Origin of the sequence: Longimicrobium sp., from assembly GCF_036399935.1 — a bacterium.
Lineage (GTDB): Bacteria > Gemmatimonadota > Gemmatimonadetes > Longimicrobiales > Longimicrobiaceae > Longimicrobium.
In genome coordinates, this window is record NZ_DASWMD010000054.1 from 49325 (window position 1) to 72415 (window position 23091).

The window sequence follows — 23091 nt, forward strand, 5'->3', positions numbered from 1 at the left end:
GCCTGGTTCGCCCGGCTGGCCGCGGCGGCCCTGGTGGCGCTGTCCGCCGGCTGCCGCGAGGCCCCGTCGCCCTGGTCACCCGAGCAGGCGGCCCGCATGCCCCTGCGCCAGAAGGTGGGGCAAATGGTGGCGCCCGCGCTCTACGTGGGCCCCGACGCCCGCCCCGCGGCCGACACGGCGCTGGCGCGGCGCTTCGCGGCCGCGCACGTGGGCGGGGTGCGCCTGCTGCCGGGGAGCGCGCCGGTGGCCGCGCGGCGCATCGCCGCGGTTCAGCGTGCCTCGCGCCTCCCCCTGCTGGTGATCGGCGACCTGGACCGCGGGACGGGCGGGGCGCTGGCCGGCGCCACCGAGTTTCCTCCCCCGCTGGCGCTCAGCCCCGCGGGCGCGGACTCCGTCCAGGCCGTCGCCACCTCCGCCGCGGCCGAGGCCAGGGCCCTGGGGATCAACTTCGCGCTGCTGACGGCGCCGGGCTTTCCCTATCCCACCGCCATCCCCGCGCCCTCGGGCGCGGCCACCGAGCAGGCATTCGCCGGGTACGCCGAGGCGCTGGCCGGGGCGGGGATGCTGGTGGGGGTCCGCGCGCTCTCGCGGGGGCCGGCGGAAACGGGCGTGCCCATCCTGGGGTGGGACCGGGCGGCGGTGGAGGGGATGCAGCTGGGGCCGCTGCGCGACCTGCTGGCGCGCGGCGTGACGGCGGTGAAGCCCGCCTCCATCGTGCTCCCCTCGCTCACCCGCGACACGGTGCCGCTTCCCGAGAACCCGGTGTTCGTGCAGGGCATCCTGCGGCGCGACATGGGGTTCGGCGGGCTGGTGATCGAGGACCTGGCGCCGGTGACGCCGTTGGTGCGCCGCTACGGGCCGCACGAGGCGGCGGTGCGCGCCGTGGCGGCCGGGGCAGACCTGCTGGTGGGCGTCGACGACCTCCCCGGCACGGTGGACGCCCTGGTACGCGCGGTGGAGTCCGGCCGCATTCCCCTGGCCCGCGTCGACGAGGCCGTCCAGCGGGTGTTCGCCGCCAAGGAGAAGCTGGGCCTGGCGCCCGGCCGTCCCGCGGAGGGCGCGAAGGCCACGTCCGCCGCGGATCGGGCGAAGGCGGAACGGGAGCGCGCGGCGGAGGCGGACGCCCGCGCCGTGGCCGCGCACCGCGCCGCGGCCACGGTGCTGGGCCGCGCGCCGGCGGAATTGCTGCGCGGGTGCCGGGCGACGGTGCTGCTGACCTTTCCCGGCGTGGATGCGCGGCCCCTTTCCGCCGGGCTCCTCGCCGGCATCCCGGGGCTGACCCACCTGCAGGTGCGCCGGCTGCCCCGCCGGGGACCGCTGGTGGCGCCGTCCGTGGAGTTCGCCGGGCGCGACGCGGAGTGCGTGGTCGCCGCCGCCTTTCCCGGGGCACGGCCGGAGGTGACGGAGCGCGTGGTGCCGCCCCTGGCCTGGCCCGATTCGGCCGCGCGCGACACACTTCCGGCGACGGTGCTGGCGCCGCTGGCCCGCGACACCCTTCCGCGGCGGATCGTCTGGATCGACTTCTTCCCCCCGGCAGACGCGGCTCCGCCCGCGGTGGCGTCCGTCGTCCTGGCGCGTGGCACCGGGTCGGCCGCGCAGCGCGCGGTGGCGGCGCTGGTGCTGGACGGCGGCGCGAAGCCCGCGATCCCCGCCGGGGCGGCGTGGCCGGCCGCGCGTACCCTTCGCGTGCTCCCGGCGGATTCGGCGGGGATGAACGCGGCGCGGCTGGCCTCCATCGATTCCATCCTGCGCAACGCCATCCGCGACAGCGTGTTCAGCGCGGCGGCGGTGGCCATCGGGCGGCGGGGGATGATCGTGAAGATGCAGGGATACGGGCAGACGGGCGGTGCGGCGGTGGATCCGCGCTCCACGTTGTTCGACATCGCCTCGCTGTCGAAAGTTGTGGGCACCACGGCGGCGGCGATGGTGATGGTGGACGAGGGGCGGATGGAGCTGGGCGCGCCCGTGCGGCGGTACGTGTCCGGCTACCGGGGTGGCGGCAAGGGCGACGTCACCGTGCGCCACCTGCTGACGCACACGGCCGGGCTGCCGGCGGGATCGTGGCTGTACGGCAGCGCCTCGTCGCCGGAGCAAGCGGTGCGGCAGGTGATCCGGGCCAGGCTGGTCAGCGACCCGGGGCAGACGGTGCGCTACAGCGACTTCGGGATGATCCTGCTGGCCGAGGCCATCCAGCGCCGGGCCGAGGAGCCGCTGGACCGCTTCGTAGCGCGCCGTGTCTTCGGGCCGCTGGGGATGCAGTCGACCATGTACCTGCCGCCGACGCACCTTCAGCCGCGCACCGTGCCGACCTCGCCGAAGTCGGAGCACCCGTTCGTGGTGGACGGGGTGGTGCACGACGGCAATGCGTACCGGCTGGGCGGGGTGACGGGGCACGCGGGGCTGTTTTCCACCGCGTGGGACCTGTCGGTGTACTCGCAGACGCTGCTGAACGGGGGCGCGTACGGAACACGGCGGGTGTTCGGCGCGGGGACGGTGGGGCGGTGGACGGCGCGCCAGCCGGGGGCGGAGACGCGCGCGCTGGGGTGGGACACGCCGGCCGCGCGCAGCTCGGCGGGGGACTACCTGTCGGCCCGGTCGTTCGGGCACACGGGGTTCACGGGCACGTCCATGTGGATCGATCCCGAGCGGGAGCTGTTCGTGATCCTGCTCACCAACCGCACCTACCGCAGCGGCGGCCAGGGCGAAATCCTGCGGGTCCGGGCGCGCGTGGCCGACGCCGCCGCGCTGTCCATCACCGACGCCACCATCCGGCCGCGGGCGGGCACCGCGACGGCCATCGAGCAGGCCCGCCCCAAGCCCAAGCCCAAACCCCAGCGCCCCCGCCGGCCCCCGCCCCGGCGCAGGCGGTGAATTGCGCTTCGGCTGATACTGGCGCATGCCGCGGCCGCCCCCCTCTCCCGGCCTCTCCCCCATAAACCCCATGGGGGAGAGGAGAATTCGATTGCGCTCCGGCTGGCCCGGCGCACTCGACTGGCTCCCTTCCCCCGCGCAGTTTGCGGGGGAAGGGTTGGGGATGGGGGGCGCCGGCCCGACCACCGAACCTGCCCACCCACGCCTCAACCCTGGTGTGTACCCCCTCTCCCACGCTGTTTGTGGGAGAGGGTGGCACGCGTGTCAGCGCGGCCGGGTGAGGGCCCCACGGCAGCCGAGGCATCGAGTACGGTGACCGCTACCGCGCCCGAGCTGGTACGTGCCCCATGCTAGATCCTTCGCCCCGCGTGGATCATCGTACGGGTCAACCGGGTGCGCCTGGGCCTCAGGATGACAGGCTGTCGTGCCGTCCGCCAGACTGTTCGGACCATACGCAAGCAGGCCCGCACCGATGGGTGCGGGCCTGCTTGCTGATATGGAAACCTGACGAGCCTACTGCGCGGTCGCCTTGCGGCGGCCGCGGCGGCGCGGGCGCTCGGGGCTGGGCGCCAGCGTGGCGGCCAGCGTCATTTCCTCGTGCGGAGGATGGATGCGCGACATCGGGAAGTCGCCGTCATCCGCCGCCTTGGTCTCCTTGCGGCGGATGCGGCCCTCCTCGCGGGCGGCCTCCAGCTCGGCCAGGAACTTTTCCGACGCCGTGGCGAACGCGCCCTGCTTGCGCAGCTGGGTGAGCATGACGCCCGTGAACTCCTGCACCGCGCGCCGCAGCGAGCTGTCGGAGGCGTAGCCGCAGGTGTAGGCCACGCTCAGCACCGTCTGCCCGGGATCGTCCAGCAGCTCGCAGGCGAGCAGCACGCGCATCCACGCCAGCACGCGGCGTGGCGGCGGAAGGTCGGCCTGCTCGGCCCAGCGCAGAAGCGTGCGCTCGGAAAGCTTGAGCTGCAGCGCCAGGTCGCGGCCGTGGCCGCCCTCGGCCACCACCTCGGCGGCGGCCATCAGCAGGGCGCGGGCGCGGCCGGAAAGGTTGCTGGGCAGCGAGCGCTCCAGCAGGCTCTGAAGCGGGCGCCCCTGCGCACTGCGCAGGCGGCGCGAGATGGCCTCGACCGTGTCTTCCTCGTCGAGCGCGATCACCTCCTTGACGCCCCACTCGCCCAGCGTGCGCAGGTCGCGGACGCGGCCGCGGCGCACCTCCAGCCCGGCGATCACCGTGGCCGTGGGGAACTCCCACAGGATGGAGCGCAGCTCGGGCGCCAGCTCGGTCTCGGTGCCGTACGTGCGGGTGTACGGGTCCACCACCACCAGCGCCGCCGGCGGCGACTCGTTGAGCGCCGTGCGCAGCTCGTCCCAGTCCTCCACGAACTGGGTCTTGAAGCGATGGGTTCCCACTTTCCGCACTCGTTCCTTGAACACCCCGTCGGAGTGCAGGACGATCAGCGGACGGGCGATCGGTTGCATGCTTGTGCCTGTCGTTCCGGGTTCATCACCAGCCTGGCCGTCTGGCGTATGACGCCAACAGCAATCAACGTAATCACTTTCCGCCGCCACGTCCAGCTCTATCTCACGACTTTCCGCTTGGGTGCTGGATTTCTTCTCGCGGTCTGGGTTTCCACATGGCGTCCGGGCGGTGGCGGCTCATGTATGTGCCGGATGCGGTCGGGCGGCGCAGCCGTGCGCCGCTCCCCGGGGGAGCGCCCGGCACCAGCCCCACACATTGTCCGACACACTATTGCAAATACCAGAGGATCGGTTTAGCCTTTCGAGTACACCCTCGCCGCCACTCCCCCGTCGCACTCCGACATGCATACTCTGGCTGTCCCCCGCCCGGCCGCGCCGCCCGAGATCGCGGGACTGCCGCTGGCTTCCTGGACCGCGGCGGTTCGCCCGTCGACCATCCAGGCGATGATGGGGCTGATGGCCCGGCCGGGAGTGATCTCGTTCGCGCTGGGCCTTCCCGCTCCGGAGCTGTTTCCCATCGCCGAATACACCCGCGCGGCGGAGCACGTGCTCGGCACCGACCCCAGCGCGCTGCAGTACCGGTCCGTGCACCCCGAGCTCAAGGAGCACGTGGTTCGGGTGATGGCGAGCCGCGGCGTGCGCGTTGGGCCGGAGCAGGTGTTCATCACCACGGCGGCCCAGCAGGCGCTCAGCCTGCTCGCGCGGGTGTTCCTGGAGCCGCGCGGCACCGTGATCTGCGAAGAGCTGGTGTACATGGGCTTCCAGCAGGTGATCGAGCCGTACGCGCCCCGCATCCTTTCCGTCGGCACCAGCCTGCAGACGGGGATGGACGTGGACGCCGTCGAAGCCTGGCTGGAGGAGGGAGAGAGGCCGGCGTTCATCTACTGCGTCACCGACGGCCACAACCCCCTGGGATGCAGCCTGAGCCCCGCCAAGCGCCGGCGCCTGGTGCAACTGGTGCGGCGCCACCGTGTTCCGCTGGTGGAGGACGACGCCTACGGCCTGCTTCACTACGGCAGCCCCGAGCCGCCACTGCGCGCACTGGACGACGAGTGGGTGCTGTACGTCGGATCGTTCAGCAAGGTGCTGGCGCCGGGGTTTCGGGTGGGATGGATCGTGGCGCCCGAGCCGCTGGTGCCGGTGCTGGGATGCGCCAAGGACGGGTGCGACCTCGACACCAGCACCTTCAGCCAGCGGGTGGTGTCGGCGTACCTGGACTCCGGGCACTTTCAGCATCACCTCGAACGGGTGCGGGCGGAGTACCGCGCCCGCCGCGACCTGATGATCGCCGAAGTCGCCCGCCACTTTCCCGCAGGCACCCGGTGGAGCATTCCCCGCCACGGCGGGCTCATCTGGGTGCAGCTGCCCGGGGAGATGGATGCCGGCGCGCTGTTGCTGCCGGCGCTCGAACAGGGCGTGGCCTACGTGCCCGGCTCGGCGTTCGCCCTCCCGGGAAGCACTGCGGGACGCAGCGGGATGCGGCTGAACTACACCTTCTCCGCCCCGGACCGCATCCGCGAGGGCATCGCCCGCTTGGGAGAGGTGCTTCGCAGCCACGCCTGACCCTCCGTCGGCCGTCACCCCCCAAATCCCGTTCCGTCCCGGGCGCCGCCCCGCGTCCACGTGCTTCCACAACCTCCATCCACGGCCGGCAGACGCCACGCTCGAAAGGCGTGGCGGCCAGGAGGACACGGGGGCGCTGCTCGCGGACGAGACCAACAGCGAAACGTGCGCGCGGTGGCGTTTCGATCACCCCACGTGCCGGCCGAAGAAGCCGCCGCGCCGCCGAGCCTGTTGGTGGATGGTGTCTACGGGTGGATCCGTTCCGCCGGGGCACGACCGAGGTGTTTCAAAACCAGCGGCAAGCGTGTTACATTCCGCGCCGCCGGAGCGGGACGCCGGCCCGCCACGTACCCATTCCACAGGCCACACCATGAGCGACGAGCGCGAAGACACCACGATCTACGAGGTCGTGATGAACGACGAGGAGCAGTACTCCATCTGGCCGGCGGACCGCGAGCTGCCCCTGGGCTGGCGCAAGGCCGGGAAGCAGGGACTGAAGCCCGAGTGCCTGGCCTACATCGAGGAGGTGTGGACCGACATGCGTCCCAAGAGCCTCCGCGACAAGATGCAGCAGCAGGGCCTGGGCTGAGGCCCGCCACCACCGACACCCCCCGCCGCATCGACGCCCGCGGTGGGGGGCATTGGGCTCGCCCCACCCACACGCCGCGCGGATCCCGGTCCGGGCGGCACGCAACGACGCCATGAGCAGAGCCGGATCGCTGAACCGATGGACCCTCGTCCCCCGCCCCAACCCGGCCGCCCGCGTGCGGCTATTCTGCTTTCCCTACGCGGGCGGCGGGGCGAGCATCTTCAACACCTGGCCGCGTGGCCTGCCCCCGGAGGTGGAGGTCGTGGGGGTACAGCCGCCGGGCCGGGAGGCGCGCATCGGAGAAACGCCGATCGGCAACCTCCACGAGCTGGCCGACGCGATTCACTGCGAGCTGACGCCGCTGCTCGACAAGCCCTTCGTGCTGTTCGGCCACAGCAACGGCGGGCTGATGGCGTTCGAGGTGGCGCGGCGGCTTCGCCGCGCGGGCGGGCCCATGCCCCGGCTGCTGGTGGCGTCCGGGCGTCCCGCCCCGCAGGTGACGGACGACGAGCCGCCCATCCACGCGCTGCCGTACGACGAGTTCATCGCCGCCCTGCGCCGCTACAACGGCACGCCCGAGGAGATCCTGGCGAACGCCGAGATCATGGAGCTGCTGGAGCCGGTGATCCGCGCCGACTTCTCCCTGGGCGAAACGTACCGGTACGATCCCGAGCCTCCCCTGGACGTGCCGATCACGGCATTCGGCGGCGAGCGGGACGACGAGGTGCCGCGCGGCGACGTAGAAGCCTGGCGGGAGCAGACGTCGGGGGAGTTCCGCGTGCAGATGTTCCCCGGCGACCACTTCTTCCTGAACGGCGATCGCGACCAGGTGCTCGCGGCCCTCGCGCGCGAGCTGCAGCCGATCGTGGCTGGCGGTGGCTGAGCACGCCTGGGCGCCGGCGCCGCCCGCGGGCCCTGCGCTCGCGGCCGACGAGGTGCACGTGTGGCGCGCCTCGCTGCGGCCGCCGGACGCGGTGCTGCGCAGGCTGGAGGCGCACCTATCCGCTGATGAGCGGACCCGGGCGGACCGCTTTCGCTTTCCCGGGCTGCGCCAGGCGTTCGTGGCCGGCCGGGGCATCCAGCGGGAGATCCTGTCGCGCTACACCGGCGTGCCGCCGGCCGCGCTTGCCTACCGCCTCAGCCCGTACCAGAAGCCCGCGCTGGACGGGATGGCCGCGGCGTCCGGGGTGTCGTTCAACGTGTCGAACGCGGGAGACCTGGCGCTGTACGCGGTGACGCTGCGGCGGGAGATCGGGGTAGACCTCGAGCAGCTGAAGCCGATGCCCGACGGCATCGACATCGCCCGGCGCTTCTTTTCCGCGCCCGAGAACGAATTGTTCGCCACGGTGCCCGAGGGGGAGCGCGACCTTGCGTTCTACCAGTGCTGGACGCGCAAGGAGGCGTACATCAAGGCCGTCGGCGAGGGGCTTTCGATGCCGCTGGACCGGTTCGACGTCTCGTTCCTCCCCGGCCACCCGGCCCGGCTGCTGGCCACCCGCGGCGCCCCCGATGAGGCCGGGCGCTGGACGATGCGGGAGCTTCACCCGGGCCCCGGCTACGTGGGCGCGCTGGTGGTGCAGGGCGCCGGATGGCGCCCGCTGCTCCTGGACTTCGACCTCGCTTCCCCTTGATCAGAACCGGAGCGAGTAGCGGTCGCGCCGCCCCGCCCGTGTGATGGAAAGCTCGCCCAGGAACACCCGCGACGCACGCCCGAACGCCCCCTCCTTCCGCAGCGCCGAGGGCCCCGTCCCCAGGAAGTCCTGCATCGCACGGCGCAAGCTGCTGTCAGACGAGTAGCCGCAGGCGTGCGCCACGCTGAGCACCGTGCGGCCGGGATCGTCCAGCAGCACCGCCGCCAGCAAAATCCGCATCCACGCCAGCATCCGCCGGGGCGCCGGGAGCCCCGCCCGCTCCGCCCATCGCAGCACCGTGCGCTCCGACAGGTGAAGCCGTCGCGCCAGGTCGCGCCCCTTCCCCCCCACCGACACCACCTCGGCCGCCGTCATCATCAGCATCCGCGCGCGCCCCGACATCATGGGCGGAAGCGTGCGCTGCAGGAGCGCCTGCAGGGTGCGCCCCTCTACCGAACGGAGCCGGCGGTACACCGCCTCGGGCGTGTCGTCCTCGTCCAGGCAAATGACGTCGGTGACGCCCCACTCGCCGAGCGTGCGCAGGTCGCCCGACCGCCCCGGCGGCACGTCCATGGCCGCCAGCACGGTGGCCGAGGGAAACTCCAGCAGGAGCGAGCGAAGGTCGCTGGAGAGCCGGCATGAGCCGGGCCTGGCGGGGGAATACGGGTCGACGACCAGGATGGCGGTGGGGGGCGCCTCGACTACGGCTTCCCGCAGGCGGTCCCACGTGGCCACGAACGAACATTGATAGCCGCGCACGCCCAACCGCCCCAGGTGCTCCCGAAATGCACCGTTAGAGTGCAACACAAGCAGCGAGCGCCCAGGCGAAAGCATGACTTGTCTGTTAATAATCGGTGAGGTGGCGCAGGAGAATGGGCGCAGGGGGGCGTCCACACGCAAGTTTCAGACGTACCTCGGGCACAACCTCCCGTCAGCCCATTCGAACAAAACCTCCCAGCACGAAATCGGAGCACAGATGAAACTCGCCCGGCTTTTCCTGGCAGTCCTCGCGATCGGCGCCCTGGGTGCCTGCGGCAACTCCCCGACCACTCCCGAAGCGGAGCCCGCCGGCGCCTCGCGCGAAGAGGCTGCGCAATGCAAGAGCTGGGAAACCGACCCCGTGACGGGAGCGACGCGGTGTAGCGGCTACCTTGGGTCCGGCGGCTGATCCCCGGCGCAATTCGACAGAACTCCCCGCGGGCAAAACCTGCGGGGAGTTCTGTTTGCTTACACGCCCACTGTGGACTGCGATCCGCCAAGGCTCCGAACGAAGTCGGAGGCTAGCGCATCGGCTTTCGGTGACGCACGGCCAACGGCGCCACGCTCCTGGGCGGCTCGGCCCGTTCGGATTGAATCGAGCAGTGCCTCGGCACGGAACCGCGTTTTGCCGTGGCCAAACTTCTGCGCCAACTCCAGCGACTCCTGGCCTGCTTGTTCAGCGCGATCCCACTCGGACAGGCTCGCGGCTCCCAGAGCGAGTTCCAGTAGCGCGGTAGACACGACCGACTGCAACTCCGGCTCCTTGGCCAGGCGGTACACCTGGGTCCAGGCTTTCCTGAAAATATCTCGGTTACCCACGCCCGCGGCGGCGCGGGCCAGGTTCGAAATGAGCACCAGGCGCTCGCGAGGCGTGGTCAAATGCCCTTCCAGAACGTGGAACACGTCCATCGCCCGCTGGAAATACCCGTGTTGCATCCAGAAATACGCGACGTCATGAGCAAGCGACGGCAGCGAAGGGTGCGTCGTGCCGTACGCGCGGAAAGCCTGGCGAGCATACTCTTCCGCCTGCTCGTGGCGTCCACTCTCATCGGAAATGACGAACAGGTCGTGAAGCGCCATGCCCTGGATCTGGGGCATGCCCTTGCGGCGCGCCGCCCGCAGCGCCTTGATGTGCATGCGGTGCGCGCCCGGGAAGTTGCCGCGCGCCACGAACATGTTGCCAAGCGCGATGTACGCGCGCGAGTACGCTTCCCAGTCGCCGATCTGGCGCGACACCATGATGGTGTGGCGGAACCAGGTCTCGGCGCGCGCCAGCTCAGCGCGGCGGCGGGCGAGCTGCCCCACCGCCAGGGCCAGGCGCGCGTTGCGGGGCGACGCCACCGAAGCCGCCTGCGTGTACGCCAGGGCCGTGTTCATGTGGCCCTCTTCCTCGGCCCAGCGCGCGATGGCGGTGCACGCGTCGGCGACTTCGCCGCCGCCGGTGCCATCGGGCGACCCCAGCATCGTCGCGACGGCGTCGAGCGCGCCCGCGAGCTCCGCCGGAACCCGCGCCTCGCCCAACTCCTGCCGCCGCCGCTCGCCGGCGCGCGGCGAGAACAGGTGGCCACGCTCGCCCTCGTCGGTGGTGGACCAGAACATCACGTTACGGTACGCCTGCCACAGCAGCACGCCTACCTCGCCGCCGACTTCGCGGAGGATCTCCATCCCCTCCAGCGACTCCGCGCCGCGGGTCAGCGGCGGCGGCGTACGCCACCGGCGGGGAACACGCAGTGCGGCTGCCTTATTTCTGGAAGTCTTCATCCAGACATTCTCCTTGCAGGTGTACCCTGGAATTTCTCTTAGCACAGTGACAATACTGTATACTATATGCAACAGAGTGCCGAAACGCCACTATTTTCTTTCTCCACACGCATTTAGGCCCGCGCAGAGAATGGCGGCTCTTCCAAACTGCTACGATCCCGAATGCCGCAGAGGTCGTGTCCGCTTCCGTGTTGGCCCCATATGGTACAAACCATGTACACCTTGTCGCACGATGAGGTCCGCACTCCGTCAGGGCTGAGAGACTGCGCCCAGTGGGATCAGGAATACTGGATGGACAGCTCTCCCGCGGCGGCGTCCACCTTTGCGACGCCGCCGTTTTCCAGGGCGCCAAACAGGAGTTCCTCGGAAAGCGGGCGGGCCACGCGGTCCTGCAGCAGCCGGCCCAGCGGGCGGGCCCCGTTGAGCGGGTCGTGCCCGTGCTCCGCCAGCCAGGCCCGCGCCGCGGGCGACACTTCCAGCGTGACGCGCCGATCCGCCAGGCGCTCGGCCAGCTCTCGCACGAGGCGGCCGACGATCCGCTCCATCACCACCGGCGAGAGCGGCGCGAACGCGATCCGTGCATCCAGGCGATTGCGGAACTCCGGCGGAAACATGCGCTCGAAGGCGCGATCGTCGTCGCCCGGGCCGGCGGGGCCGGCCCCGAATCCCGGCCGGCGGCGGGTGATCTCCTCCGCGCCCACGTTGCTGGTCATGATCACCACCACGTTGCGGAAGTCGGCCTGCCGCCCGTTGTTGTCGGTCAGCTTGCCGTAGTCCATCACCTGCAGCAGGAGGTTGAAGACGTCGGGGTGCGCCTTTTCGATCTCGTCCAGCAGCACCACCGAGTGGGGCGCGCGCGTGACGGCCTCGGTCAGCAGCCCGGCCTGGTCGAAGCCCACGTACCCGGGGGGCGCCCCGATCAGCCGCGACACGGTGTGGCGCTCCATGTACTCGCTCATGTCGAAGCGGATGAGTTCCACCCCCATCACCTCGGCCAGGGAGCGCGCCACCTCGGTCTTGCCCACGCCGGTGGGGCCGGTGAAGAGGAACGAGCCCACCGGCTTGCGCGGGTCGCGCAGCCCCGCGCGGGCCAGCTTGATGGCCGAGGCCAGCTGCCCAATCGCCTCATCCTGGCCGAAGACGCGCGCCTGGAGCTCCGGCTGCAGCGTGCGCAGCCGTTCGCGATCGTTCCCCACGACGGTGCGCGGGGGCACGTTGGCCATCGCCGAAAGGATGCGCTCCACCACCTCGACGCCCACTTCCGGCCGGGCATCGCTCTCCAGGTCGGCGGACGGGTAGGGCTCCGCGCCGGCCAGGCGCACGTCGGCCCCGGCCTCGTCGAGCAGGTCGATGGCCTTGTCGGGAAGCCGGCGGTCGTGAAGGTGGCGGGCGGAGAGCTCCGCGGCGGCGCGGAGGGCCTCGGGGGTGTAGCGCACGCCGTGGAACTCCTCGTAGCGCGGCCGCAGCCCCTCCAGGATGAGGACGGTGTCGTCCACCGAGGGCTCGGCCACCTCCACCTTCTGGAAGCGGCGGGCGAGGGCGCGGTCCTTTTCGAAGTGCGAGCGCAGCTCGTCCCAGGTGGTGGAGCCCATGCAGCGCAGCCCGGCGGCCAGCGCGGGCTTCAGCAGGTTGGAGGCGTCCATGGCGCCCCCGCTGGTACTGCCGGCGCCCACCAGGGTGTGGATTTCGTCGATGAACAGCACCGCTCCGGGGCGGGATTCCAGCTCGCGCAGCACGGCCTTCAGCCGCTCCTCGAAGTCGCCGCGGTAGCGGGTGCCGGCCAGCAGGGCGCCCACGTCCAGCGCAAAGATCTCGGCGTCGCGAAGGGGCGCGGGGACCTCGCCGCGGTGGATGCGCAGCGCCAGCCCTTCGGCGAGTGCCGTCTTCCCCACCCCGGGGTCGCCGACGAACAGCGGGTTGTTCTTGCGGCGGCGGGCCAGGACGTGGATGGCGCGGGTGATTTCCTTGTCGCGCCCGATCACCGGGTCCAGCCGCCCGTCCGCGGCCTGGCGGTTGAGCGACGTGGCGAACCTCGCGAGCGCATCGCGGGCAGGCTCCGCCTCGTCACCGTCCACGCCCGCGGGGACGGTGTGCTCTCCGTCCGGCACGGTGCCGTCGGAAGCGGTGCGCATCAGCGACAGCTTGTCGACACCCTGCTCCCCCAGGAAATGCACGGCGAAGCTGTCGGCCTCGTCGAACATGGCGACCAGCACGTGCGCCCCGGTCACCTCGTCGCGCCCGGAGCGGTACACCTGCAGCACGGCTTCCTGAACGACGCGCCGGAACGCCAGCGTGGGCGAGCTGGTGTCGCGCGGCTCGGCACCCGTCTGGATCTGCTCGGAAAGGAAGCGCTCCAGGCGCGCGCGCAGCCGCTCGACGTCTGCCCCGGCGCGGCGGACCGCGTCGGCGGTGTCGTCGTCGTGGAGCAGCGCCATCAGCAGGTGCTCCAGCCCCGCGTACGCGTGTCCGCGCCGGGCCGCGTCCATCACGGCCAGGTGCAGGCTCATCTCCAGTTCGGGGCGCAGCGCCGGCTGTGACATCCTACTCCGGTTCCATCGTAAGCAGCAGCGGAAAGCCGCGGGCGCGGGCCTCGTCCGTGACCTCGGAGATGCGCGTCTCGGCTTCGTCGCGCGTGTAGGTGCCCGCCACCCCCGCGCCCAGGTGGTGCACCTGCAGCATCACGCGCATGGCCTCGGGCTCGGCCTTGTCGAACCAGCGCACCAGCACCTCGATGACGAACTCCATCGTGGTGTAGTCGTCGTTGTGAAGCAGCACGCGGTACATGCGCGGGGGCTGCGTCCTGGTGCGCTCCTGCAGGGCGACGTCTTCGCGCCCCTCCGCGTCGGGCTCCACCGGGTGGCGCGCCATCAGCGGTGCTCGAAGCGCAGCGTCAGCAGTTCCACCGCGGCCAGCGCCCCGGCCGGCCGGGCGAGCGCCAGCCCGTCGCGGTAGTGGCTGCCGGCGCGGATGGGGTCTTCGCCGTCGTAGGCGATCTCGCCCAGCAGGTGGTGGCACTGCACCTGGCGCAGCACGTCGTCCGCCCTGGCGAAGCCGCGAACGGCCTCCGCCAGCCGCGTGCGCGCGTCGGCGCGGCGGCCGCGGGCCAGGTGCGCCATTGCCCGCGCGAAGCCGCCGACGGCCGCCTGGTGATCGTCCTTCATCCGACGCCCCGCCTTGAGCGCCTCCGCCGCCGCGCGCTCGGCATCCGTCAGCCGCCACAGCCCGACCAGCGCGGCGGAGCGGTTGGCCAGGACCAGCACCCGCTGCGCATCGTCCGGCTCGCCGAGGGCGGCTTCCGCCGCGTCGATCCCCTCCAGCGCCTCCTGGTAGCGGCCGCGGAGCCCGTCCGCGACCGCCAAGGCCAGCAGCGCCCCGAATCGCTCGGGCGTGGAAGGCGAGCCCTCCAGCACGGCGCGCGCGAGGGACGCGCCGCCCTCCACGTCCCCCACCAGCAGGGCACGCCCGGCCTCGTCCGGTGGCGGAAAGAAGCTGCCGGGATACAGCGGCGCGATGGCGAGGGAAGGAAGGGGAAGCAGCGGAGACGGGCCCTCGCCGTGGGAGGTGCCTGGCGTCATCTCAGGATCATGGATTTCCGTGCGGCCCCAAGAGCGGTGATCTCACGCGAAGGCGTGGACGAAACGGGGAGCCACGGGATGGGCGCCCAGCGGGCAAATTGCACGGTTGCAGGGGGTTACGGCAAGCCCTACGACGGCGGGCGCTCCGCCGTGTGGCGGAGCGCCCGTTCAGGGACAGGGGCCCGGCCGTCCGCCCGTCAGCGCCGAAGTAGGCGAAGTGCGCGCAGCAGAAGGGGGAAGCCACGGCTCAGGAGCCGGATCACGGGCCCCCGGAGCACGCGCGTCAGGACAATGCGAAGGACCAGCATGAGGGTCGGCGATTCGGGTGGAGGCAGCCGGCATCCGGCGTGTCACCCTACGCGCGCCCGCCCACCGTTGTTTCAACTGCCGACGCCCAGGGACGGGATGCGGATCTCGAAGAGGGCGGGCCACAGCTTTCCCGTGACCAGCAGCCGGTTGGCCTGCGGATCGTAGGCGATGCCGTTGAGCACGGCCTCCGGGTCGGCGCGCGCGGGAATGATGGGCGCAAGCTCCAGCCATCCCTTCACGCGCCCCGTCTGCGGATCGATGCGCGCGATCCGCGTGGTGTGCCAGACGTTGGCCCACACCTCGCCCTTCACCCACTCCAGCTCGTTCAGGTCGTGCACGGGCGTGCCGCCGTCCGTTACCGCCACCGTGCGCTGCGGGTTGAGCGTCTTCGCGTCCAGGAACGTCAGGTAGCTGGACCCGTCGCTGATCACCAGCGACTTTCCGTCGCTCGTGAGCCCCCATCCCTCCCCGCTGTACTGCACCTGCCCGGCCGGCTGGAGGGTGCGGCGGTCGTAGATGAACATCACCCCCTCGCGCCAGGTGAGCTGGTAGATGCTGTCGCCCACCGCCGCGATGCCCTCGGCGAAGTACTGCGGCGCAAGCGGCGTCTTCTTCACCACGCGTCCGGTCTCCAGCTCGACGACACGCAGCGTCGACTGGCCGTAGCGCCCGGTGCTCTCGTAGAGCGTGCCGTCGCGCCACACCAGCCCCTGCGTGAACGCCGTGGAGTCGTGGGGATAGCTGCGCACCTGCTCCACCGCCTGCACGGGCGCCGTAGCCGGCGGCGGCTGCCCGGCACCGTCGTCGGTTGCGTCGTTGCCGCAGGATGCCGCGTTCATCATCAGCAGCGCGAGCGCGAAAAGGGTGGTCCTCATCGAATTCTTCTGGTTCACTGCCTGGCTCCGGAACCCAGCCACGACTGGCGGAAGGCGCGCATCTCCGGCGTAACCCGCATTCCCGCGGCCTCGTAGGGAACCGCTTCCAGCGCGGGGTTCTCCACCAGCGTCACCGCTGCCTGTCGCGTTCCGCCGCGCGTTTCGGACCCTGCCTGGAGCACGTCTCCCGCCCGCTTCCTCTCCAGCACGGCCCGCAGTGCCGCCGCGTCGGCGACCGCCTGCCCGTCCACGGTGCGGATCACGTCGCCGGCGGTAAAGCCAGCGGCGTAGAGTGAGCCGTTCATCGCCGGGTAGCCGGCGATTCGCACGCCCCCGCCCTGCACGTCCTCGAGCTGCGCGCCCAGCCAGGGGCGCCCCGGCTGCGTCTTGCGCAGCAGGAACCCGGCCCGGCCGAGCAGCGCGGCGTAGTCCACGGCGTCACGCCCCTCGACGTAGCGCGCGAAGAAGTCGTCCGCGAATGCCCGGTCGCCCGTCACCTCGCCCAGCACCCGGCGCAGGTCGGCCATCGTGTACGGCCGCGCGGGGGCCAGTGCCTCCGTCTGCGGCCGGCCGAACTCGCGCCACACCGCCCGCATGTAGTCATCCAGGGTGACGTTGCGGAAGCGGCTGCGCAGCGACAGGTCCAGCCCCAAGGCGATCCCCGATCCCCAGGTGTAGTAGCTGAGAAAGGTGTTGCCGCGGTTGTGGGGGTCGATGGAAACGGCCGCGTCCACGAACGGCGCCTGCATGCTCATTTCCACCGGCGAGAAGTACCGGCGGCCCGGCGCGTTGGCCACCGCGTTCGCCATCGCTCCCGCCGAGATCGCGTAGCCGGAGTCGTTTACGATCCCCGCGCGGCGGATGAACAGGTCGTCGAAGTAGCTGGTGAACCCCTCGGCGAACCACAGCTCGCCCGACATGTTGGCCTCGGTGAAGCTGAACGGCTCCAGCGAGGCGGGGCGCACGCGCTCCACGTTCCACGAGTGGAAGTACTCGTGCGAAAGCGTGCCCAGCAGCCCCATCTCGGCCCGTGCGAGGGAGTTGCTGGAGGTGAGGATGGTGGAGTTGCGGTGCTCCATCCCGTCGCCGTCCGCCCAGGGCAGGTAGTCGGCGATGAAGGTGTAGGTGCCGAAGTCGTACGGCGCGGGCTCGCCCCAGGTGGCGATCTGCTCGGCCACCACCTTCTTCGCCTTTTCGGCGTAGCGGTCCAGCTCGGCGGGGGTGCCCAGGTGGTGCACGGCGAGGCGGACGGTGTACGTGCGCCCGCCCGGCCCGGCGACGGTCCAGGTCCGCAGGTCAAACGGGCCCACCTCGGTGGGCGAGTCCATGAAGTACTGCACGTGCGGCGCGGTGAACACGCTGCTGTCCGGCGTAGGCACCAGCTGCGTGGCCACGCGCCACCCTTCCGGCCGGTCGAAGCGCACGCGGACCGGCGCGTTCTCCATTCCCAGCGCCCACACGAAGGTGGCGGGCATGTTCATGTGGGCGTGCGTGGCGTCGAACGCCGTGTAGGTGCCGTCCACGCGGTCGCCGAACAGCGTGTACGTCACCCGCACCGTTCCGTCGTGCCCGGCCACGTCCCACTGGTGCGGATCCGGCCGGGTGATGGAGAGAGCTCGGCCGGCGCCGTCTGCCGCGCGGACGGCGTAGACGTTCTTGGCGAACTCGTGAAGCGCGTACCGCCCCGGCGACGTGCGGCTCATGCGCACCTGCAGCGGGCGCCCGGCGGGCACGCCGTGGAAGGTGGCGGTCACCTCGGCTTCGTGGTGCACGCGGTTGGGATAGCGGATTTCGTATTCCACGCGCGGCTGCGCGGCCGCCGTGCCGGCGATCAGCAGGCCCAGCGCGGCGAGCCCGGAAGCCCGCGCGGCGCGGGCCGCGATGTTGAAACGCATGAGGATGGTCACGATCAGGTTGCGGTGTCGCCCGGCGAGAGATTTAGCACGCCAACCCGGCGGATGCCAGCCGCGCGCAAGCCTCGTGGGACCGTCAAAGAACGGGGATTGTTCCCACCCGAAGGAGAAACCTCGCGTGGAGGCTGCGGCGACCGCGCATGCACGATTATGTTTGGCCTACCCACCTACTGTCCACAGCGCTATCATTCACGCGTCCCAAGTAGACGCTGATTCACGGGAGGCGATGTGGAAGAACCGAAGCCGAGGCTCGGCGGGCAAACGGCTCCGGCGATGGGCGAGTCGCCCGGGTTCCAGCGCAAGCTTGCCGAGCTGGCGCTGGTCGCGCGCGAGCGCATTCGATCGAGCGGAAACCCGCTCGCGTCCGTCACTCCGGCCGACGTAGACGCCTCGCGTGCGTCCGACGCTCCGGAGATCATCGGGCGGCTCCCGCGCGGGAAGAACGAGCGGCGGTCGTGATCCGACGTCTTCCGAAATGACTCGCGGGACCACGATGTTTGCGTGGTCCCCCGAGTCGTTTACATCCGCCGATCACATCAGACCGCTTCGCCGATTTCGAAGCGCTTCAGGCGGCGGATGGCGTGGGCGGTCGCGAGCACTGCAACGACGGTTCCCATGATCAGCGCCGTGCGCCCATCCAGCGAGGCGGCGATCATGCCGTCCTTGCCGCCCGCCAGCGCCTCGGCCAACGAAAGGGTGTACTCGCGGATGCTCAGCGCGCGCGTTCCGGGCATCAGGCGGCTCAGCGAGCCCTCCCACACCACCACGTAGATCAGCCCCACGATCAGCGCGCGCCGCGTGGTGAGGCTCAGGGCCACGAACAACGCGCAGTACAGCAGCCCGCCCACGGCCACCGCGGCCGCAAAGCCCAGCACCAGGCCGTCCGGGTCCAGCCGCTGGAACCCGACGAGCGCAGCGAGCAGCGTCGCGGGCACCAGCAGGGCGGCCGTGGCCGCTCCCGCCACTACGATGCGCGTAAGCACGATTCGCCACCTCGCCACCGGCTTGCCCAGCACGTAGGCGATGGTGCCGTCGTCGATCTCCGCCCCGAACACCCCCGTCCCCACCACCAGCGCCAGCAGGGGCAGCAGCACGGAGACGATGAGCGTGCTGGTCTCCACCATCACGGTTTCCATCGACTGCTCCGTCTGGCGGGCCGCGATGAACGCGATCAGGGCGGGCAGCAGGGCCAGCAGGGCGACCCACCAGACCTTGCGGTTTCCCGTGAGCTGGCGGATGGCGATCTTGGCCAGGGTACGCTCGATCATCAGGCTCATCGCTTCACCAGGTAGCTGAAGACGCTTTCCAGCGACTCGTCGGTAGGCCGCAGCTCGTACAGCGTCACCCCCGCCGTCCGGGCGATGCCGGCCAGCGCCAGGGCGAACGACCCGCGGTCGCTCGCGCGCACGCTCAGGTGTTCTCCCAGCTCCACTCCGTGCACGGACGGGTGTGCCACCAGCGCCGAGGCCAGGCGCCGGTCGTCGCTGGAGCGCAGGTTGAAGGTGTGGGGCCGGTCCGTCATCAGCCGGCGGATCTCGCGGAAGTGGCCCGACGCGGCAAGCCGGCCCGAGACGACGACCAGCACGTTGTTCGCGAGCTGGTCCAGCTCCTCCAGGATGTGCGACGAGATGAGGATCGTGCGCCCCTCCGCCGCCAGCCGCTTCAGCAGATCCATCATCTGCATGCGCTGGGTGGGGTCCATGCCGTTGAAGGGCTCGTCCAGCAGCAGGATGCGCGGATCGTGGACCAGCGCTCCGGCGATCTTGGCGCGCTGCCGCATGCCCTTGCTGTACGTGCCGATGCGGCGGTTCATGGCGCCGCGCAGGTCCACGATGTCGATGACCCGCTCCGCGGCGGCCTTCGCGTCGGCGAGGCCGTGAAGGCGGGCGTTCATCAGCGCGAACTCGTAGCCCGTCAGGAACGGGTACACGGCCTCGCGCTCGGGAACCAGCCCCAGCGCGCGGTACATCTCCGGGTTCTTCCACGCGGAGCGCCCGTCCACCAGCACCTCGCCCGCCGAGGGCTCCAGGAACCCCGACATCATGTGGAGAATGGTGCTCTTGCCGGCGCCGTTGGGGCCCAGCAGTCCGGTGATCCCCGCCCCCAGCGAGAAGGTGATGTCGTTGACGGCGACCACGTTGCCGTACCACTTGCTCACGTTCCGCAGCTCCAGCGCGGCGGCAGAGGACACGGGCAGGGGGACGGAGGGCGATTCCAGGAGCTGCGTGCTCATACGGTCATCCTCCGGTAGCGCCAGGCCAGGATCGCAATGGAGATCACGGCCAGGGCGGCCACGGTCAGACCGTACAGCTCCGGGTGCTCGGTGGCATCCTTGAGCACGCCGTCGGCCTTGGCCCCGAACAGGGCAAGGATGGCACCCCCTACGGCGAAAATGGGGTTGATGAGCACCGCATACCGCTGCGCGTCGCCCTCCAGTATCTCCGTGAGGATCCCCGCGATCGGCACGGTGATGAAGAAAAAGCCGAACGCCGCCGCCGTCGCCAGCCAGCGGCGCTGCACCAGTGAGGCGAGGGCCAGGGCCGGCGTGCCGATGCCCAGCGCGGCGACGAGGGGGGTTGCCAGGATGGGAAGGAAGTACTTCGACTCGGCCTTCACCGCCGCCACGAAGTCGGCCCCCATGGCCAGCCGGCCCACCAGCAGGATCAGCAGCGGCGTAAGCACCAGGATGACGACGGCCGTCCACATCGCCAGGAGCTTGGCGCCCGCATATTCCCGGGCGGGAAGCGGCCGCGAAAAGTAGAGGGGAAGCACCCGGTACTGCTGGTCGCGGCTCACCAGCTCCGGCGCCTGCGCGGCGCTGAACAGGGCAATCACGAGCGACACGAACGCGAACACGTCGTCGTAGCTCATCAGGTTGGCCATGCCGCCCGTGAACGCGCTGGCCGCCACCGACACCGCCGAGGGAAAGCAGATGAAGGCGAAGAGCATCCACGGGATCCACAGCGCCCTCCCGCCGCGGCCCAGCCCGAAGGCACTGCGCAGCGAGTGGACGTACAGCGTGCGGAAGGCGTAGCCGCGGCCCAGCCGGGCGCCCTCGTACTTCCGATAGCCGATGTCATAGATGACCCCGGCGACGGCGTCAGGCGCGAGCGACATGCGCCTCCTCGGTGGTTGCGTGGGTGGGAGCGCGGAACAGGTCCTGGAGGGTGTTGCGGCGCCGCTCCATGCGAACCAGCGCCAGACCCAGGTCTGCCGCGGCGTCGCGGACGGCGTCGTACGGGCGCTCGTCGGACAGGGGCAGCAGCACCATCCCCTGGTCCACGCGCGCGGTGATGCCCACGGTCGTCAGCCGGGCAACCAGCTGGTCGATCCCCTCGTCCACCTCTACCGCCAGCAGCTGCTGGTCGCCGGTGAAGGTGTGAAGCGCGGCGGCGCTCTTCAGCTGTCCCGCGTCGATGGCAACCAGGAAGTCGCTGACGCGCTCGATCTCGCCCAGCAGGTGCGAGCACACCATCACCGCGATGCCGAACTCGCGGCCGGTGCGGCGGATGAGCTCCAGCATCTCTTCGCGGCCGGCCGGGTCCAATCCGTTCGTCGGCTCGTCCAGCAGCAGCAGCCGCGGATCGTGCACCAGCGACTGCGCCAGCTTCACGCGCTGCTTCATCCCCGTGCTGTATCCGCCGATGGGACGATAGCGCTCTTCGTACAGCCCCACGTGGCGCAGCATTTCGGCGGCGCGCTCGCGGGCGGCGGCCCGGGGCAGGCCGGAGATGCGCCCCATGTGGGCGACGAACTCCGTGGCCGTCAGGTCCGGCGGAAGGCAGTCGTGCTCGGGCATGTAGCCCACCATCTGCCGGATTTCCAGGCCGCGGGTACGGGCGTCCAGGCCAAAGACGCTGACGTCGCCCGACGTGGGTGTCAGCAGCCCCAGCAGGATCTTGATGAAGGTGCTCTTGCCGGCCCCGTTGGCGCCCACGAACCCGATGATGCCGGGTTCCAGCTCCAGCGAAAGCCCGCGAAGCGCCGTCACGCCGCCTGGATAGGTGTGCGTGAGGTCGCGAGCGGAGATCAGGGGCATCCGATCCCTTGTGGCGGTGTGTGGAAGGGAGATGGTCCGCCAGACGGCGGGAAGTGCATGGGTGAGGTAACGGGAAAGCTACTGCGTAAGTTTCACCCGCGCGAGTGCGTGCCGGCCGGCACCCGGATCCGAAGACGAACGGGCGGAGGCCGTAGCCCCCGCCCGTCCTGTTCCGTTCCGTCGCCCGATCAGAAACCCGGCGTCTTGCCGCCCGGGTCCTCACCCTGGCGCGATCCACCGCCATGCTCCAGCGGGGGATCGATGCGCTTGCTGTCCTCCGACATCTCGGGCCACGTCCCGCCCGCGCCGGTCGAGCCGCCCGCCGATCCCAGGCCGGAGCCCGTCGACCCGAGGCCGCTGCCCGTGGAGCCCAGGCCGGAGCCTGTCGATCCCAGATCCGAGCCGAGGCCCGAACCCGTCGACCCGAGGCCGCCTCCGGTGGAGCCGAGGCCGGGGCCGGTGGATCCGAACCCGCTGCCGGTCAGCCCCAGGTCCGACGACGACCCGAGCCCGCTGGAGCCGAGGCCCGAGGAGCCGCTCGACCCAAGGCCGCTGGAGCCGAGACCGGAGGAGCCGGAAGATCCGAGGCCGCTGCCCGCGGTTCCCAGCCCGGCCAGCGGATCGGTGGAGGCCGTGCCCGCCGTGCCGATGTCCGGCGTCAGCGTGCTGGCGCCAGCCGGCGTGCCGGTGGCCCCGGTCGCGCCCGGCGTGGTGCTGGCCGTGGACGAGGTCGGCGCGCCGGAGCCGCCCTCGGCGCTGTGGCTGCGGGCGTCCGCGCGTTCGGCACGATCGTCGAACTCGCGCCGGATGCCGTCCAGCGCACCCTGGATGCGCGACAGCAGCCCGTCGATCTTGGGCTGCACCTCGGCGATGAACTCGTCCACCTTGGGGCGCGCCTTGTCGCGGGCCTCCTGCACGCGCGGCTTGATGTCGGCGAGGGCGCTGTCCACGCGCGAGTCCAGGTCCTGGAACGCCTGCTTGATCCGGGGCCGCAGCTCGCCGAACACCGACTCCAGCCGCGAGTTCAGCTCCTCGAAGGGGTCGTGCCGGCCGCTCCCGGCAGTCTCCCCCGTCCCCGCCGATCCGGCGCCCGTGGAGCCGGCCGACCCCGTGGACCCGGTCGACCCACCCGCCGCGCCGCCCGCTCCGCCGGGGATCGCGTGGCCGCCGAGGTCGGAAGCCGCCTGTGTGCCGGAAATCGGAGCCCCCGTGCCGCCGGAGCCGCCCGTGGTCGCACCGGTGTACGCCTTGTCACCGCCGATGGTGGAGCCACCCGCGCCCGTCCCGCCGTAGCCCGCACCGCCGGTAGACCCTCCGGTGCCGCCCGTCCACCCCCCCGGCGCACCCGTGCCGCCGCCGACGTCGCTGCCGCCCAGCCCGCCCGCCGGGCCTCCGGTCACGCCGCCGGTTCCGCCCGGCGTGCCACCGCTGGAACCCGCGGTGCCGCCGGGAATGCCCGCACCCGGTCCGCCGCCGCCCGTGTACCCGCTCCCGCTAGATCCGGCCCCTGTGTCGCCGGGCCCACTCGGATTGTGATCCATCGTCCCATCTCCCGTGCCTGAGCGTACGAACAGTTCGCCGGGAGTTCCGGCGCACTGGGAACTACGTCCTGACCGCGCGATGGTTTCGGACGCACCCGCCGTGCCGGTCCGTCGTCCGCCGTCCGATCATCCCTCCCCCTCGCCGTTTTCGGTGCCCTGTGTCATATTCCCCGGCTGCACCGCGATGGG

General features: G+C 71.2%; 19 protein-coding genes. 6 read left to right on the top strand and 13 right to left on the bottom strand.

Features of this window, described 5'->3' with window-relative positions:
• The first annotated feature begins 33 nt into the window (after nt 1-33).
• Complete coding sequence (locus VGB24_RS16540) at nt 34-2871, top strand: serine hydrolase (RefSeq protein ID WP_331074050.1); 2838 nt, start codon at nt 34-36, stop codon at nt 2869-2871.
• A 513-nt stretch (nt 2872-3384) separates the two neighbouring features.
• Here the strand turns inward: VGB24_RS16540 and VGB24_RS16545 are convergent.
• Nucleotides 3385-4347 (bottom strand): helix-turn-helix domain-containing protein, encoded by a 963-nt coding sequence (locus VGB24_RS16545; protein WP_331074051.1) that lies wholly within the window; start codon nt 4345-4347, stop codon nt 3385-3387.
• A 342-nt stretch (nt 4348-4689) separates the two neighbouring features.
• On the opposite strand from VGB24_RS16545, the gene VGB24_RS16550 reads away from it, so the two are divergent.
• The 4 genes from VGB24_RS16550 (at nt 4690) to VGB24_RS16565 (ending at nt 8130) form a co-directional block, all read left to right on the top strand.
• Entirely contained in the window at nt 4690-5910 is a 1221-nt protein-coding gene (locus VGB24_RS16550) for a PLP-dependent aminotransferase family protein (RefSeq protein ID WP_331074052.1), read from the top strand.
• Between the two features lie 370 nt (nt 5911-6280).
• On the top strand, nt 6281-6499 hold the full coding sequence (locus tag VGB24_RS16555) for an MbtH family protein (protein WP_331074053.1): 219 nt from the start codon (nt 6281-6283) through the stop codon (nt 6497-6499).
• Between the two features lie 112 nt (nt 6500-6611).
• Nucleotides 6612-7382: a thioesterase II family protein gene (locus VGB24_RS16560; RefSeq protein WP_331074054.1), complete on the top strand. Its 771-nt coding sequence runs from the start codon at nt 6612-6614 to the stop codon at nt 7380-7382.
• On the top strand, nt 7375-8130 hold the full coding sequence (locus VGB24_RS16565) for a 4'-phosphopantetheinyl transferase family protein (RefSeq protein ID WP_331074055.1): 756 nt from the start codon (nt 7375-7377) through the stop codon (nt 8128-8130). Before VGB24_RS16560 ends, VGB24_RS16565 begins: the two co-directional genes overlap by 8 nt.
• Here the strand turns inward: VGB24_RS16565 and VGB24_RS16570 are convergent, their stop codons facing one another.
• The 7 genes from VGB24_RS16570 to VGB24_RS16600 form a co-directional block, all read right to left on the bottom strand.
• Nucleotides 8131-8889, bottom strand: coding sequence for an AraC family transcriptional regulator (locus VGB24_RS16570; protein ID WP_331074056.1), 759 nt, complete (start codon nt 8887-8889; stop codon nt 8131-8133).
• Between the two features lie 468 nt (nt 8890-9357).
• Nucleotides 9358-10650, bottom strand: a complete 1293-nt coding sequence (locus VGB24_RS16575; RefSeq protein WP_331074057.1) for a tetratricopeptide repeat protein — start codon at nt 10648-10650, stop codon at nt 9358-9360.
• A 278-nt stretch (nt 10651-10928) separates the two neighbouring features.
• Complete coding sequence (locus VGB24_RS16580; RefSeq protein WP_331074058.1) at nt 10929-13190, bottom strand: AAA family ATPase; 2262 nt, start codon at nt 13188-13190, stop codon at nt 10929-10931.
• A 1-nt stretch (nt 13191) separates the two neighbouring features.
• Nucleotides 13192-13518, bottom strand: a complete 327-nt coding sequence (locus VGB24_RS16585) for an ATP-dependent Clp protease adaptor ClpS (RefSeq protein ID WP_331074059.1) — start codon at nt 13516-13518, stop codon at nt 13192-13194.
• Nucleotides 13518-14225: a hypothetical protein gene (locus VGB24_RS16590; protein ID WP_331074060.1), complete on the bottom strand. Its 708-nt coding sequence runs from the start codon at nt 14223-14225 to the stop codon at nt 13518-13520. Before VGB24_RS16590 ends, VGB24_RS16585 begins: the two co-directional genes overlap by 1 nt.
• A 380-nt stretch (nt 14226-14605) precedes the next feature.
• On the bottom strand, nt 14606-15409 hold the full coding sequence (locus tag VGB24_RS16595; protein ID WP_331074061.1) for a glutaminyl-peptide cyclotransferase: 804 nt from the start codon (nt 15407-15409) through the stop codon (nt 14606-14608).
• 14 nt (nt 15410-15423) lie between these two features.
• On the bottom strand, nt 15424-17316 hold the full coding sequence (locus tag VGB24_RS16600; RefSeq protein WP_331074062.1) for a hypothetical protein: 1893 nt from the start codon (nt 17314-17316) through the stop codon (nt 15424-15426).
• A 234-nt stretch (nt 17317-17550) separates the two neighbouring features.
• Between VGB24_RS16600 and VGB24_RS16605 the strand changes: the two genes are divergently transcribed.
• Complete coding sequence (locus tag VGB24_RS16605; protein ID WP_331074063.1) at nt 17551-17781, top strand: hypothetical protein; 231 nt, start codon at nt 17551-17553, stop codon at nt 17779-17781.
• Between the two features lie 77 nt (nt 17782-17858).
• Here the strand turns inward: VGB24_RS16605 and VGB24_RS16610 are convergent, their stop codons facing one another.
• The 5 genes from VGB24_RS16610 to VGB24_RS16630 all read right to left on the bottom strand — a co-directional run bounded on the left by VGB24_RS16610 (nt 17859) and on the right by VGB24_RS16630 (nt 22902).
• Entirely contained in the window at nt 17859-18599 is a 741-nt protein-coding gene (locus VGB24_RS16610; protein ID WP_331074064.1) for an ABC transporter permease subunit, read from the bottom strand.
• A complete protein-coding gene (locus VGB24_RS16615; protein WP_331074065.1) occupies nt 18596-19555 on the bottom strand; it encodes an ABC transporter ATP-binding protein in 960 nt (319 codons plus the stop codon). Before VGB24_RS16615 ends, VGB24_RS16610 begins: the two co-directional genes overlap by 4 nt.
• Nucleotides 19552-20439, bottom strand: coding sequence for a hypothetical protein (locus tag VGB24_RS16620; protein ID WP_331074066.1), 888 nt, complete (start codon nt 20437-20439; stop codon nt 19552-19554). Before VGB24_RS16620 ends, VGB24_RS16615 begins: the two co-directional genes overlap by 4 nt.
• The gene (locus VGB24_RS16625; protein WP_331074067.1) at nt 20423-21361 is read right to left on the bottom strand and encodes an ABC transporter ATP-binding protein; all 939 of its coding nucleotides are present in this window, start codon (nt 21359-21361) and stop codon (nt 20423-20425) included. Before VGB24_RS16625 ends, VGB24_RS16620 begins: the two co-directional genes overlap by 17 nt.
• A gap of 188 nt (nt 21362-21549) precedes the next feature.
• Complete coding sequence (locus VGB24_RS16630; protein WP_331074068.1) at nt 21550-22902, bottom strand: hypothetical protein; 1353 nt, start codon at nt 22900-22902, stop codon at nt 21550-21552.
• Nucleotides 22903-23091: the final 189 nt, after the last annotated feature.